Here is a 13,106-nt window from a genome sequence, read left to right on the forward strand (position 1 = left end):
TAAGGCAGGCCGAGACCGATATGACCGTGCGCCATCTTCGTTATTCCAGCGTCGCCATCGCGCTGCACTGGCTCATCGCCGCCCTGTTGTTGTTCGAAATCGGCCTCGGCTGGCGAATGGATGGGCCGCGCGGGCCGGAAACCTATGCCGTCTATCAGCTCCACAAGTCGATCGGCATCACCGTGCTGATGCTGACGCTGCTGCGGCTGGCGTGGCGGCTCACCCGCCGCCCGCCGCCATTCCCGCCGACACTGCATCCCTGGGAACGCGGGCTGGCGCATACGGTGCATGTGCTGTTCTACGTGCTGCTGATCGGCATGCCGCTGACCGGCTGGCTGCTCGTTTCGGCGAGCCGTACAGCGATCCCGACCGTGCTTTACGGGCTGTGGCCGTGGCCGCACGTGCCGGCCGTGGCGACGCTGGACGCGGTCAGCAAGGCGCGCGTCGAGGGAGCCGCCGGCTTCGGCCATCACGCCCTCGCGTGGCTCGCCTATGCGCTGGTCGCGCTGCACGTGCTGGGCGCGTTGAAGCACCAGTTCGTCGATCGCGGCGGGGATATGGCGCGGATGGTGCCGATCTTCGGCAGGGGAACGCCGGATCGCGGAGCGCTGGCCTCGATCACGATCTCGGCGATCGGCATCGCGCTGGCGCTGGTAGCCATCGGCAACCGCATCCATCTGAAACCGATCCCGCTGGGGGCGCCGCCGCCGGCCGAGGCGGCGGTAACCCGCGCGCCTGAACCGGCACCTGCCGCTCCGGCCGTGACGCCCGCTGCTGCACCGCCGGCAGCCGAGCCGCTGGCCGCGCCGCCGCCCGCCGCCGTCGCCGGCCCGGCCGCGCCGGTGAAGTGGACGGTCAACCGCGCCCGCTCGTCGCTCGGCTTCGCCTCGCATTGGTCGGGCGGGCCGATCGACGGGCGCTTCGATCGCTGGGATGCCACGATCAGCTTCCATCCCGACGCGCTCGCCGGATCATCGGTGAAGGTGACGATCGACATGGCCTCGGCGCACACCGGCGTCACCGACACGGAAAGCTCGCTGCCCGAGGATGACTGGTTCGCCGTCAAGGCGCATCCCCGGGCGACCTTCACAGCCAGCGATTTCCGCCATCTAGGCGGCGAGCGCTATGAAGCGCGCGGCACGCTCGACCTGCGCGGCGTGGCGCGGCCGCTTGTGCTGCCCTTCACGCTTGCCATAACAGGCAAGACGGCTCGCATGACGGGGGAGGTGAAGATCGACCGGACCAGCTTCGGCGTCGGCCAGGGCGAATGGGCGTCAACCGACGATGTGCCCGCGCTCGTCACCGTCAACGTCCGCATCACCGCCGACGCGCCGCAACCGATAACCACCGCAAGGAGCAAATAATGACCCTTCGTGCCGCCCTTCTGCTCGCCCTCGCCCCGGCGATGGCTGCGCTCCCCGCCGTCGCGATCGCGCAGGTGAGCCAGGATCCCGCCGCCGCGCCCGCCGGAACCTATAATGTCGACGGCCGCCACGCCTCGGTGATCGCGCGCATCGGCCATGGCGGCGGCTCCTCGCTCAGCACCTTCCGCTTCGGCACGGTGTCCGGCTCGCTGGACTGGAATCCTGCCCAGCCGCAGGCTTCGAAGGTCAACGTCACGGTCGACGTCAAGTCGATCCAGACGCCGATCGCCGGCTTCGCGGACGAGCTGATCGGCGACACCTTCCTCAACGTCGCCAAATATCCGACGGCGACCTTCACCTCCACCTCGATCCAGCGCACCGGACCGACCACCGGCAAGATCACCGGCAACTTCACCTTCATGGGGGTGACCAAGCCGATCGTCGTCGACGCACGCATGGTCGGCGCCGGCAAGGGGGCGCGCAACGCCTCGGTCGTCGGTTTCTCCGGCACGACGAAGTTCAAGCGTTCGGAGTTCGGCTACACCTCGCGCCTCGGCCCGATCGGCGACGAGGTCGAGCTGCTGCTCGATATCGAGTTCAACAAGCCGGCGCCTGCCGCGGGCTGATCCGACCAAGCCCTCTCTCATCGGGGAGAGGGCTTTTCCGACGTCCGCTTATCGCTCCGCGTCGGCCGGCTTGGACTGGAGCTGGACGTAGTTCTGGATGCCCATCAGCCGGATCATGTCGAACTGGCGCTCCAGATAATCGACATGCTCCTCCTCGTTTTCGAGGATCGAGACGAACAGCTCGCGGGTCACATAATCCTTCACGGTCTCGCAATGGCCGATGCCCTCGCGCAGCGCGGGGATCGCCTCCTCCTCGAGCGCGAGATCGGCCTTGAGCACCTCCTCCACCGTCTCGCCGACGCGCAGCCGGCCGAGCAGCTGGAAATTGGGCAAGCCATCCAGGAACAGGATGCGCTCGGCCAGGCGGTCGGCATGCTTCATTTCGTCGATGGATTCGCCATATTCGAACTTGGCGAGACGCTGCACGCCCCAATGGTCGAGCATGCGATAGTGCAGGAAATACTGGTTGATCGCCGTCAGCTCGTTCTTCAGGCAGATGTTGAGATATTCGATGACCTTCTCGTCGCCCTTCATGGCATGTTCTCCGAGAGAAATTGGACTCAGGTGAGGAGCTTCGGCCCCTCGCTGCGGATGGCGGCGGCGATCGGCGCCTCGAACATCGAGAGCAGGAAGGGCAGCATGATCTCGGCATGCACCACGTCCTCCCGGACATCGGCATAGGCGGTGACGGTCTGGCCCATGGCGGCGACAGTGATCGTCATGCGATCGCCCTCCCACCCGGTGGTCACCTCGGCCATGCCGCCGGGCACGTGGCGGGCCAGCTTGTGCGCATTGGCGGACAGCCGGGCACGCGCGCCCTCCTTGCCGAGCTGGTGCGGGATATCGACGTGAATAGGGCCGCTCATGACGCAAGTGGATGAGTCATGCGTGGGCGATTTGCAAGCATTTCCTGATCTGCGACCGATTATCGCAGGGCGCTGCAAGTCACTCTTAAATACAGCGGATAAATGACGCCGTTATTGCATATGGCAATCATCAGAGGATGTCCCGTCCGGGCCGGCGGCGCCGTGCCCGGACGGGGATCGGATCAGCCGGCCAGCCCCCGCGCCGGCGTGTTGACGCCCATCGACTGGAGATAGCGCTTCACATTGCGCGCCGCCTGGCGGATGCGCTGTTCATTCTCGACCATGGCGATGCGGACGAAGCCCTCGCCTTCCTCGCCATAGCCGACGCCCGGCGCCACCGCGACGCCGGCATGGGTAAGCAGCTGCTTGGAGAATTCGAGGCTGCCGAGATGGGCGAGCGCCGGCGGCAGCGGCGCCCAGGCGAACATCGAGGCGCGCGGCGGCGGGATTTCCCAGCCGGCGCGCCCGAAGCTCTCGACGAGCACGTCGCGGCGCCGCTTGTAGAGCTGGCGGTTCTGCTCGACGATGTCCTGTGGGCCGTTGATGGCGGCGACGGCCGCTGCCTGGATCGGCGTGAAGGCGCCATAATCGAGATAGGATTTGACCCGCGTCAGCGCCGCGATCAGCGTCTTGTTGCCGACCGCGAAGCCGATGCGCCAGCCGGCCATCGAGTAGGTCTTCGACATGGAGGTGAATTCCACCGCCACGTCCTTCGCCCCTGGCACCTGCAGGATGGATGGCGTCGGCTGGTCGTCGAAATAAATCTCCGAATAGGCGAGATCGGAGAGCACCCACAGCCCATGTTCCTTCGCAAAGGCGACGACCCGCTCGTAGAAAGCGAGATCGACCGTCTCGGCAGTCGGATTGGAGGGATAGCCCATCACCAGCACCGACGGCTTCGGCACGGTGAACCGCATCGCCCGCTCGAGGCTTTCGAAATAGCGCTCGTCCGGGGTCGTCGGCACCGAGCGGATCGTGGCGCCGGCGATGATGAAGCCGAAGGTGTGGATCGGATAGCTCGGGTTTGGCGCCAGCACGACGTCGCCCGGCGCGGTGATCGCCTGGGCGAGATTGGCGAGCCCCTCCTTGGAGCCGAGCGTGACGACGACCTCGCTTTCCGGATCGAGGTCGACCCCGAAGCGGCGTTTGTAATAGCCGGCCTGGGCCTTGCGCAGGCCGGGAATGCCCTTCGATGCCGAATAGCCATGGGCGGATGGATTGGCGGCGACTTCCGCCAGCTTCTCGATGATGTGCGGCGGCGGTGGCAGGTCCGGATTGCCCATTCCGAGGTCGATGATGTCCTCCCCTGCCGCGCGCGCCGCTGCCCGCATGCCGTTGACTTCGGCGATGACGTAAGGGGGCAGCCTGCGGATGCGGTAGAAATCGGTGGACATTGTTCTCCCTTCCAGGGTGGTGGATGGCTCGCGCCGAGACGGCTATAGACCTTTTGAGGCAGCAATGTCAGCGGAGAGCAGCGTGGCCGAAGAAAATGGGGCCAGGACGGACAAGGCTGCCGAATGGCCGCTTCCCGACCTCGCCCAGATGCAGCACTGGACATGGCTGATCGGGCGCATGCAGCAGAAGATGCTGGAATTCGGGCTGAAGGGGCTTGGCGCCACGCCGGGCACGCTGGCGACGGACAAGCTGGCGATGCCGGCGATGCCCGCCCTCCCCACCCCGGACCCGGCGGCGTTCGCGCGCAGCCAGGAAAGCTTCTGGGCGGAGAGCATCGCGCTGTGGCAGCGTTTCCTCGATCCGGCCGCGGCGGCAGCGGCGGCGCCAGACAGGCCCGCGGACCGGCGGTTCGCCGCGCCGGAATGGCAGGGCCATCCGCTGTTCGCGATGATCCGCCAGAGCTACGAGCTGATCGCCGAGCATATGCTGAAGGGCGTCGACACGCTCGACGGGCTCGACCCGCAACAGCGCGAGCAGATCCGCTTCGCCACCCGCGCCTTCGTCGACGCGATGAGCCCGAGCAATTTCGCCGGCACCAACCCCCAGGTCATCGCCCGCACGCTGGAGACCGGCGGCGAGAATCTGTTGAAGGGCCTCGAGCACATGCTCGGCGACCTTGAGCGCGGCCAGCTCAGCCATGTCGCCGAGGGCGCGTTCGAACTCGGCCGCAACATCGCCACCACGCCCGGCCAGGTCGTCCACGAAACGCCGCTCTACCAGCTCATCCAATATGATCCGACGACGCCGAAGGTGCGCACCGTCCCGCTGATCATCTTTCCGCCCTGGATCAACCGCTTCTACATCCTCGATCTCAACCCGGCGAAAAGCTTCATCCGCTGGGCGGTCGAACAGGGGCTAACCGTGTTCGTGGTTTCCTGGAAATCGGCCGACGCCGACATGGCGGGGGTGGTGCTTGACGATTATGTGAAGGCGCAGATCGACGCCATCGACACGGTGCGCGAAGGGCTCGGCGTCGAGGCGGTGCACGCGATCGGCTATTGCGTCGCCGGCACCACGCTCGCCACCACGCTCGCGCTGCTCGAGGCGCGTGGGCAGGCGGACAAGGTGGCATCGGCCACCTTCTTCACCGCGCAGGTCGATTTCGCACAGGCCGGCGATCTCAAGCTGTTCGTCGACGACGCGCAGCTCGACATGATCCGCCAGCTGTCGGCGGAGAATGGCTATACCGACGGCCGCTACATGGCGCTGACCTTCAACCTGCTGCGCGGGCGCGACCTGATCTGGAACTATGTCGTCAACAATTACCTGTTGGGGGAGGATTATCCCGCCTTTGACCTGCTCCACTGGAACGGGGATACCACCAACCTGCCGGCCGCCTGGCACCTCGCCTATCTCACCGATCTCTATCGCGACAACAAGCTGATCAAGCCGGGCGCCGTGACCGTCGACGGCACGCCGATCGACATCAGCCGCGTTCGGACGCCGGCCTATGTCCAGGCCGGCCGCGAGGATCACATCGCGCCCGCCGAGAGCGTGTGGAAGATCACCGAGCATTTCGCCGGGCCGCTGCGCTTCGTGCTGGCCGGATCGGGCCATATCGCCGGCGTCGTGAACCCGCCATCCGCCGGCAAATATCAATATTGGACGAACGACCGAAAGGTGCGCAGCTTCGACGCGTTCCTGCGCGGCGCCAGCGAAACCAAGGGGAGCTGGTGGCCGGACTGGCTGGCGTGGCTGCTGCCGCTGTCGGGGGAGGAGGTGCCCGCGAAGCGCGCGCGCATCCCCGGCAAGGGCAGGCTCAAGGCGATCGAACCGGCCCCCGGGCGATATGTACGCATGCGGTGAGACGAGCCGTGTGACAGGCATGTTGCAACGCACAAAAAACTACTTGCAAACGCCGCCGGGATTGCATATTGTGCAATGCAACATCAGCGGAGTTGTGCATGCTGGATCCCAAAAAGCCCAGGATTCTCGCGGCGAAGCCTGCCGCTGAGACCAAGCCCGCCCCGGCCCCTGCGGGGGCGAAGGCGCTACCCGAGTCGCCGACGCCCGCGCCGGTCGCGGCAAAGCCCGTCCCGGCCCCGGTCGTCCCGGCTCCCGTCGCCAAGGCGGCGGTAAAGTCCAAGATGGCCACGCCGGTGCGCAAGCCGGTCGTCCCGGCCGCGGCCAGCCCGGCCGCGCCGGTCGCCGAACCCGCCAAAGCCGTTGTGAAGCCCCAGCCAGTCAAGCAAATCGCAGCCGAAGGAATCTCCAAAATGGCCACCACGCCCAATCCGACCTTCACCGCCGAGAACACCGCCGAGAAGTTTCAGACCGCGTTCACCGACGTTCAGGGCCGCACCAAGGCGGCGCTGGAGAAGAGCGCCAAATTCTATGAGGAACTGGGCGACTTCACGAAGGGCAATATCGAGGCGGTGATCGCCTCCTCGAAGGTTGCGGCCTCGGCCGCCGAGACGCTGGGCCAGGACGCCGCCGCCTTCGGCAAGAAGAATCTCGAGCAGGCCACCGCCACCTTCAAGAGCCTCGCGGCCGCCAAGTCCCCGACCGAGCTGCTGCAGCTGCACAGCGATTATGCCCGCGCCGCGTTCGACGCGATGGTCGCCGAAAGCTCGCGCGTGTCGGAGAAGCTGGTGAAGCTGGCCGGCGAAATCGCCCAGCCGCTGTCCTCGCGCTTCGCCGTCGCCGCCGAGAAGGTGAAGGCCACCTCGCTCTAAGGCATGCCCGGCGTCGGGAAACCGATCCAAAAATGGCCGCGCCGGCATCGTCGGCGCGGCCATTTTCGTGGCGATGCGTTTTCCCCAAGTGATCCAGCCTCTTGCCCCGCCGCCGTCGCTTGCCATATCCTCGGCTTTCCGGAGACTGGATTTGATGCTGTCGGACGCGACTTCCGCCGATGAATTTTCCGTGGTCGGCATGGCCGGCCCGCGTGATGGCGAGTCGGGCGACACCGAACTCGGCGTCGCCACCCGCACGCGCACCCGCACGAAGAAGCCGACACCTTACAAGGTGCTGATGCTGAACGACGATTACACGCCGATGGAATTCGTCGTGCTGTGCCTGCAGCGCTTCTTCCGGATGAGCCTGGAGGATGCGACGCGGGTCATGCTCCACGTCCACCAGAAGGGCGTCGGAGTGTGCGGGATCTTCAGCTACGAGGTGGCCGAGACGAAGGTCAGCCAGGTCGTCGATTTCGCCCGGCAGAACCAGCACCCGCTCCAATGCACGCTGGAGAAGGCCTGACCGGCCTGCGCGCTCAGGCGTCCTCCGGGGGCTCCGGCAGCCAGCTCGTGTCGGGGCTCGACCAACGGCTGATATAGCCTGAGATCCGGGCCAGCCCCGGCTCGTCGAGCAGGCGGATCGATCCCGGCCCGCGCGCGATCAGCCCGTCATCGGCAAGCGCCCGCATCATCCGGTTCACGTGCACCGCGGTGAGGCCGACCGTATCGCCGATATCCTCCTGCGTCATCGGCAGCGACAGCCGGTCCTCCATCGCCGGATTCGTCAGGCGCAGCCGGTGAGTGAGATCGAGCAGCAACGCCGCCACCCGGGCGCGCGCATCCGTCCGCCCGATCGAGGCGATCCGATCCGAAAGCGACACCCGCTCGACCTGGACGAGCACGAAGAACAGGGCGGCCAGCCGCTGATGATCGCGGAACACGGTGGTCAGCACGCTGCGCGGGAACGGGCTGACGATACCGCTGGTCAGCATCGATACCGTCTCCACCCCGCCATTCAGCGCGCCGCCCGGGGTGCCGACGACATCGCCCGGAAGATGGACCTTGGTGATCTGGCGGCTGCCGTCCGGCATGCCCAGCGCGCTCGCCGCCCAGCCGGACTGCAATACCCACATGCCGTCCGCCGGGTCGCGTTCGCGACGAAGCATGGTGCCGCGCGAAACGGTACGCCGCTGGCTTTCCAGCACGCGCAGGACGTCCCGCTCCCCGGCGGTCAGCTTCATATATCGAGCCAGCCGTTCGGCCAGCGCCCCGTCAGGCAAACGAACACCCCCTCTGCGCCCCCCCAGCGGGCGGGGCGTCTTCCTACGCAACGCCCGGAGATTTCGCTTTAATCTGGATCAGATAGACGAATATCCCGTGGCGAGGCCGAGGCGTTCCGCCGCGCACCGGACCGGGGCCACCTTGCGCGGCGTCGGCGAGCCGATAGAAGCGGCCCCATGGATCGCATCATCATCCGCGGTGGAAACCGCCTGTCCGGCGACGTGCCGATTTCCGGAGCCAAGAACGCAGCGCTGACGCTGATGCCCTGCGCGTTGCTGACCGATGAGCCGCTGACGCTCGAAAACCTGCCGCGCCTGGCGGACGTCGAAAGCTTCGGCCACCTGCTCAACCAGTTCGGCGCCTCCACCGCCATCGCCGGCACCCATCCGTCGGCGTTCGGGCGGACGATGACGATCCATGCCGCGCGGCTCAGCTCCACCGTCGCCCCCTATGACATCGTGCGCAAGATGCGCGCCTCGATCCTGGTGCTCGGGCCGCTGCTGGCGCGGGCCGGTGAGGCGACGGTGTCGCTGCCCGGCGGCTGCGCGATCGGCAATCGCCCGATCGATCTCCATTTGCGCGCGCTGGAAGCGCTGGGCGCGGTCATCGAGATCGCCGCTGGCTATGTTCGCGCCACCGCGCCGGACGGCGGCCTCAAGGGCGGCCATATCGTCTTCCCGATCGTCTCCGTCGGCGCCACCGAAAATGCGCTGATGGCGGCCGCCCTTGCCAACGGCGAGACGCGGATCGACAACGCCGCCTGCGAGCCCGAGATCGTCGACCTTTGCCGCTGCCTGGTGGCGATGGGAGCGGAGATCGACGGTATCGGCTCCTCGCGCCTCGTGGTGCAGGGCAAGCCGCGGCTCCACGGCGCCACCTACATGGTGATGCCGGACCGGATCGAGGCCGGCAGCTACGCCTGCGCGGCTGGCATCACCGGCGGCTCACTGCTGCTCGCCGGCGCGCGGGAAGAGGACATGGCCGCCGTGCTCGCCGGGCTCGGCGACGCCGGACTGATCGTCGAAACCGAGGCCGGCGGCATCCGCGTCAGCGCGGACGGGCGGCTCAAGCCGGTCAACATTTCCACGGCGCCCTTCCCCGCCTTCCCCACCGACATGCAGGCCCAGTTCATGGCCATGCTGACGCTGGCCGACGGGGCCAGCGTGCTCACCGAGACGATCTTCGAGAATCGCTACATGCATGTGCCGGAGCTGGCGCGGATGGGCGCGGACATCCAGGTGCGCGGGCGCTCGGCGGTGGTGCGCGGCGTCGAGCGGCTGGTCGGCGCGCCGGTGATGGCGACGGATTTGCGCGCGTCTATGTCGCTGGTGCTGGCGGGCCTTGCCGCCGGGGACGAAACGCAGGTCAACCGCGTCTATCATCTTGACCGCGGCTATGAGCGGCTTGAGGAGAAGCTTTCCGCCGTCGGCGCCGATATCGAGCGCCAGTCCGACGGCTGATCCCGCGCGCCTCCCGGTATCGCCGCATCCCGACGGGCTGCGGCTGGCCGTGCGGCTGACGCCGCGCGCCGGGCGCGATGCGGTGGAGGGCGTGGCGGAGGCGGCGGACGGACGGCTGGTCGTCCGCCTGCGCGTTGCGGCCCCGGCCGTCGAGGGGGCGGCCAACAAGGCGCTGATCCGCTTCGTCGCGAAAAGCCTGGATATCCCGCCGCGCGCCGTCACCATCCTGTCCGGTGAGACAGGGCGCGCCAAGCTGCTCCTGCTGGCAGGGGATTCGGCCATGCTGACGCGTCGTATCGCCAGCTGGCTGAACGAGAATTGATGCAACCTTTTCGCGCCACCGTTGATTACTGGTGCGGAACGGATGGGGAGGCATCCGGGACCTTGTGAAGACTCTCGCGAACGACTCGTAACCGGGCACAACTGCCCTAAAGCCGCCATAGCGGGCGAGATTCATGATATCCCGTTTGCACACCCGAAGCATAAAGTGGCTGCGCGACAGGAAATGTCGCAATATAGAACGGCAACGGACGACGATGCCTGAGGGGGCGGAACCGCCGGCACGTCGATGAACAGATGGTGGCCCGCGAGCCGTCCGCGACCGCCAGAATACGGAGGGAAGTTCATGGCTAAGGAAGCTACGAAGAAGCCTGCGGCCGCCAAGACCGGCGGCATCCACAAGCCGGTGACGCCGTCGGCCGATCTCGGCGCGATCGTCGGGGCCGGCGCGATGCCGCGCAGCGAAATCGTCAGCAAGCTGTGGGAATATATCAAGAAAAACAACCTGCAGGACAGCAAGGACAAGCGCCAGATCAACGCCGACGCCAAGCTCGAGAAGATCTTCGGCAAGAAGCAGGTCAGCATGTTCGAGATGAACAAGCACGTTTCCGCGCACGTGAAGTAACTCCGGCCGCCGGCATGTCGCGCGGGCCTGATCCAGGGTCCGCCGCCGGCGATCCCGATGCGAACGCCCGGCGAATCGGGGTACCCGGGCGCACGTATCCGGTGGGGGCCATTCTGGCTGTCCCGCGACATCCGGCGATGCGAGGCCAGCCTCGTCAGAAAGCTATTGCGAGTTAGTCTCAGTATCGCTACTTCTCCGCCATCACCAGCGGGGACGTCGAGTCGATGGTTGTCTGCGTGTGCAATGCAATCCGTGAGAAGGACGTGCGGGCAGCCGCGCGCGCCGGAGCGGAGAGCCCCTGTCAGGCTTATGCCACGCTCGGCCGGCGCCCCCAGTGCGGCCAGTGTGTGCCCTTCGCCCGCGAAATCATCTCCGCCGAGCGCGCCGCGGCCTGAGCCCGCCGCCGGCGACACCTCCCACGGTCCGGACAAGCAACCTTTGCGCGCCGCCGCGCATTGGCCCTGCATCGTTACCCCGGATATGGAGGGAAAAGATGAGACGGATGGTCTTCACGGGGATGATCGCCTTGCTTGCCGGGTCGCTGGTGACAGCCGCCGGCGCCCAATCCTATCAGACGCGCGATGCCGCCCGCGATCTGCGCCAGGAGCAGCGCGAACTGCGCGAGGCCCAGGCCTATGGTTCCCGGCGCGACGTACGCGAACAGCGCCGCGACGTGCGTGAGGCACGACAGGATCTGCGGCAGTCGCAACGCCGCGACTGGCGTCGCTACCGCGATTATGACTGGAACCGCCGCGAACCGGGGTCGAACGGCTATTACGCCGAACGCTATTATCGCGACGGCCGCTATTACCGGACGCGCACGCTGAGCCGGAACGACCGCATCTATCGCGGCGGGGACGGGCGTTATTATTGCCGCCGGGATGACGGCACGACCGGGCTCATTCTCGGCGGGGTGCTCGGCGGCGTGCTCGGCAATGCGCTCGACAACGGGCGCTCCTCGACGCTCGGCACCGTGCTCGGTGCGGGCGGCGGCGCGCTGCTCGGCCGGGAGGTGGACCGCGGCGGCGTCAAATGCCGATAGGAATGCTCCTCTCCCAAAGAGGATTTTGCCTCTCGGTGATCTGAGCGAATATGCCACCGGGCTTGATTGATCCCCTCCGCCTGTGCCAGCGCAAATCGGCATAGGCGAAGGGGATTTTTGATGGGTGAAGCACTGCGCGTCGCGCTGGCGGGGCTGGGCACGGTCGGCGCGGGCGTGATCAAGCTGATCGACGCGAACCGCACCCTCATCAAGCGGCGCGCCGGGCGCGGCATCGAGATCGTCGCCGTTTCGGCACGCGACCGGGCGCGCGACCGCGGCGTCGACCTCAGCCGCTTCGATTGGACGGACGACACCGCCTCCCTCGCCAGCCGCGCCGATGTCGATGCGGTGGTGGAGCTGATCGGCGGATCGGACGGGCCGGCGCTGACGCTCGCGCGCGCCGCCATCGCCTCGGGCAAGGCCTTCGTCACCGCCAACAAGGCGATGATCGCTCATCATGGGCTTGAGCTTGCCGAGGCTGCCGAGGAGGCCGGCATCGCCTTCAAATATGAGGCGGCGGTGGCCGGCGGCATCCCGGTGATCAAGGGGCTGCGCGAGGGTGCGGCGGCCAATGAGATCAGCCGGGTCTACGGCATCCTCAACGGCACCTGTAACTTCATCCTGACGACGATGGAGGCCGAGGGCCGCGATTTCGCCGAAGTGCTCGCCGACGCCCAGCGGCTCGGCTATGCCGAGGCCGATCCCTCCTTCGATATCGACGGCGTCGACGCCGCGCACAAGCTGTCGATCCTCGCCAGCCTGGCCTTTGGCACGCGCATTGATTTCGGCGCGGTGGCGATCACCGGCATCCGCGATGTGCTCGCCATCGACATCGCCGAGGCGCAGGCGCTCGGCTTCCGCGTGCGGCTGGTCGGCGTCGGCGAGGCCGGCCCGGGCGGTTTGTTTCAGCGGGTCCACCCCTGCCTGGTGCCGGTCACCCATCCGCTGGCCCATGTCACCTCGTCGCTCAACGCCATCGTCGCGGAAGGCAATTTCGTCGGGCGGCTGTTCTTCGAGGGACGCGGCGCCGGCGAGGGGCCGACCGCGAGCGCCGTCGTCGCCGACCTCATCGACATTGCCCGCGGCGAGGGCGGGCCGGCCTTCGCCATGCCCGTGGCGAGCCTCGCCGCGCCGGAAATCGCCCAGGCCGGCGAGCGTCGTGGCCGCGCCTATCTGCGTTTCACCGTGGCGGACCGGCCCGGGGTGCTCGCCGAGATCACCGCGGCAATGCGCGACGCCAACGTCTCGATCGAAAGCGTCATCCAGCGGGGCGCCGCGGTGGACGGGGCGGTGCAGCTCGTCATGGTCACCCATGAGGGGCCTGAGCGCTGCGTCGCCGACGCGCTGGAACGGCTGCGCGGATCGCAGAGCCTGACGGCGCGGCCGATGCTGATGCACATTCTGGATCTTTGACCCCGGTTCGGCACCGC

15 protein-coding genes are annotated in these 13,106 nt (G+C 67.3%); 11 read left to right on the forward strand and 4 right to left on the reverse strand.

Annotation, left to right across the window (positions count from 1 at the left end; translation table 11 throughout):
* The first annotated feature begins 20 nt into the window (after positions 1-20).
* Both KOF26_RS07940 and KOF26_RS07945 read left to right on the forward strand, forming a co-directional pair.
* The gene (locus KOF26_RS07940) at positions 21-1,364 is read left to right on the forward strand and encodes a YceI family protein (RefSeq protein ID WP_216322823.1); all 1,344 of its coding nucleotides are present in this window, start codon (positions 21-23) and stop codon (positions 1,362-1,364) included.
* Entirely contained in the window at positions 1,364-1,990 is a 627-nt protein-coding gene (locus KOF26_RS07945; RefSeq protein ID WP_216322824.1) for a YceI family protein, read from the forward strand. The genes KOF26_RS07940 and KOF26_RS07945 overlap by 1 nt, the downstream gene beginning before the upstream one ends.
* 48 nt (positions 1,991-2,038) lie before the next feature.
* Here KOF26_RS07945 and bfr read toward each other — a convergent pair whose 3' ends face one another.
* From bfr to KOF26_RS07960, 3 genes are all read right to left on the reverse strand, one after another.
* Positions 2,039-2,524: a bacterioferritin gene (bfr, locus tag KOF26_RS07950; protein WP_216322825.1), complete on the reverse strand. Its 486-nt coding sequence runs from the start codon at positions 2,522-2,524 to the stop codon at positions 2,039-2,041.
* A 26-nt stretch (positions 2,525-2,550) separates the two neighbouring features.
* A complete protein-coding gene (locus tag KOF26_RS07955; RefSeq protein WP_216322826.1) occupies positions 2,551-2,856 on the reverse strand; it encodes a polyhydroxyalkanoic acid system family protein in 306 nt (101 codons plus the stop codon).
* Positions 2,857-3,038: 182 nt separating this feature from the next.
* The gene (locus tag KOF26_RS07960; protein WP_216322827.1) at positions 3,039-4,250 is read right to left on the reverse strand and encodes an LL-diaminopimelate aminotransferase; all 1,212 of its coding nucleotides are present in this window, start codon (positions 4,248-4,250) and stop codon (positions 3,039-3,041) included.
* Positions 4,251-4,398: 148 nt separating this feature from the next.
* On the opposite strand from KOF26_RS07960, the gene KOF26_RS07965 reads away from it, so the two are divergent.
* The 3 genes from KOF26_RS07965 to clpS all read left to right on the forward strand — a co-directional run bounded on the left by KOF26_RS07965 (position 4,399) and on the right by clpS (position 7,512).
* A complete protein-coding gene (locus KOF26_RS07965) occupies positions 4,399-6,117 on the forward strand; it encodes a PHA/PHB synthase family protein (protein WP_253201271.1) in 1,719 nt (572 codons plus the stop codon).
* Positions 6,118-6,527: 410 nt separating this feature from the next.
* On the forward strand, positions 6,528-6,986 hold the full coding sequence (locus KOF26_RS17095) for a phasin family protein (protein WP_253201231.1): 459 nt from the start codon (positions 6,528-6,530) through the stop codon (positions 6,984-6,986).
* Between the two features lie 199 nt (positions 6,987-7,185).
* Complete coding sequence (gene clpS, locus KOF26_RS07975; RefSeq protein ID WP_216323158.1) at positions 7,186-7,512, forward strand: ATP-dependent Clp protease adapter ClpS; 327 nt, start codon at positions 7,186-7,188, stop codon at positions 7,510-7,512.
* A gap of 13 nt (positions 7,513-7,525) precedes the next feature.
* On the opposite strand, the gene KOF26_RS07980 is transcribed toward clpS, so the two are convergent.
* Positions 7,526-8,230: a Crp/Fnr family transcriptional regulator gene (locus KOF26_RS07980; RefSeq protein ID WP_216322834.1), complete on the reverse strand. Its 705-nt coding sequence runs from the start codon at positions 8,228-8,230 to the stop codon at positions 7,526-7,528.
* Between the two features lie 216 nt (positions 8,231-8,446).
* On the opposite strand from KOF26_RS07980, the gene murA reads away from it, so the two are divergent.
* From murA to KOF26_RS08010, 6 genes are all read left to right on the forward strand, one after another.
* The gene (gene murA / locus KOF26_RS07985) at positions 8,447-9,730 is read left to right on the forward strand and encodes a UDP-N-acetylglucosamine 1-carboxyvinyltransferase (protein ID WP_216322837.1); all 1,284 of its coding nucleotides are present in this window, start codon (positions 8,447-8,449) and stop codon (positions 9,728-9,730) included.
* A complete protein-coding gene (locus KOF26_RS07990; RefSeq protein WP_216322840.1) occupies positions 9,666-10,052 on the forward strand; it encodes a DUF167 domain-containing protein in 387 nt (128 codons plus the stop codon). The genes murA and KOF26_RS07990 overlap by 65 nt, the downstream gene beginning before the upstream one ends.
* A gap of 303 nt (positions 10,053-10,355) precedes the next feature.
* Complete coding sequence (locus KOF26_RS07995) at positions 10,356-10,634, forward strand: SWIB/MDM2 domain-containing protein (protein ID WP_216322843.1); 279 nt, start codon at positions 10,356-10,358, stop codon at positions 10,632-10,634.
* 224 nt (positions 10,635-10,858) lie between these two features.
* A complete protein-coding gene (locus KOF26_RS08000) occupies positions 10,859-11,029 on the forward strand; it encodes a (2Fe-2S)-binding protein (protein ID WP_216322846.1) in 171 nt (56 codons plus the stop codon).
* Between the two features lie 98 nt (positions 11,030-11,127).
* The gene (locus KOF26_RS08005) at positions 11,128-11,676 is read left to right on the forward strand and encodes a glycine zipper 2TM domain-containing protein (protein ID WP_435876841.1); all 549 of its coding nucleotides are present in this window, start codon (positions 11,128-11,130) and stop codon (positions 11,674-11,676) included.
* A gap of 120 nt (positions 11,677-11,796) precedes the next feature.
* The gene (locus tag KOF26_RS08010; RefSeq protein WP_216322849.1) at positions 11,797-13,089 is read left to right on the forward strand and encodes a homoserine dehydrogenase; all 1,293 of its coding nucleotides are present in this window, start codon (positions 11,797-11,799) and stop codon (positions 13,087-13,089) included.
* Positions 13,090-13,106: the final 17 nt, after the last annotated feature.

The organism is Sphingomonas quercus (assembly GCF_018863195.1).
Taxonomy (GTDB): domain Bacteria; phylum Pseudomonadota; class Alphaproteobacteria; order Sphingomonadales; family Sphingomonadaceae; genus Solisphingomonas; species Solisphingomonas quercus.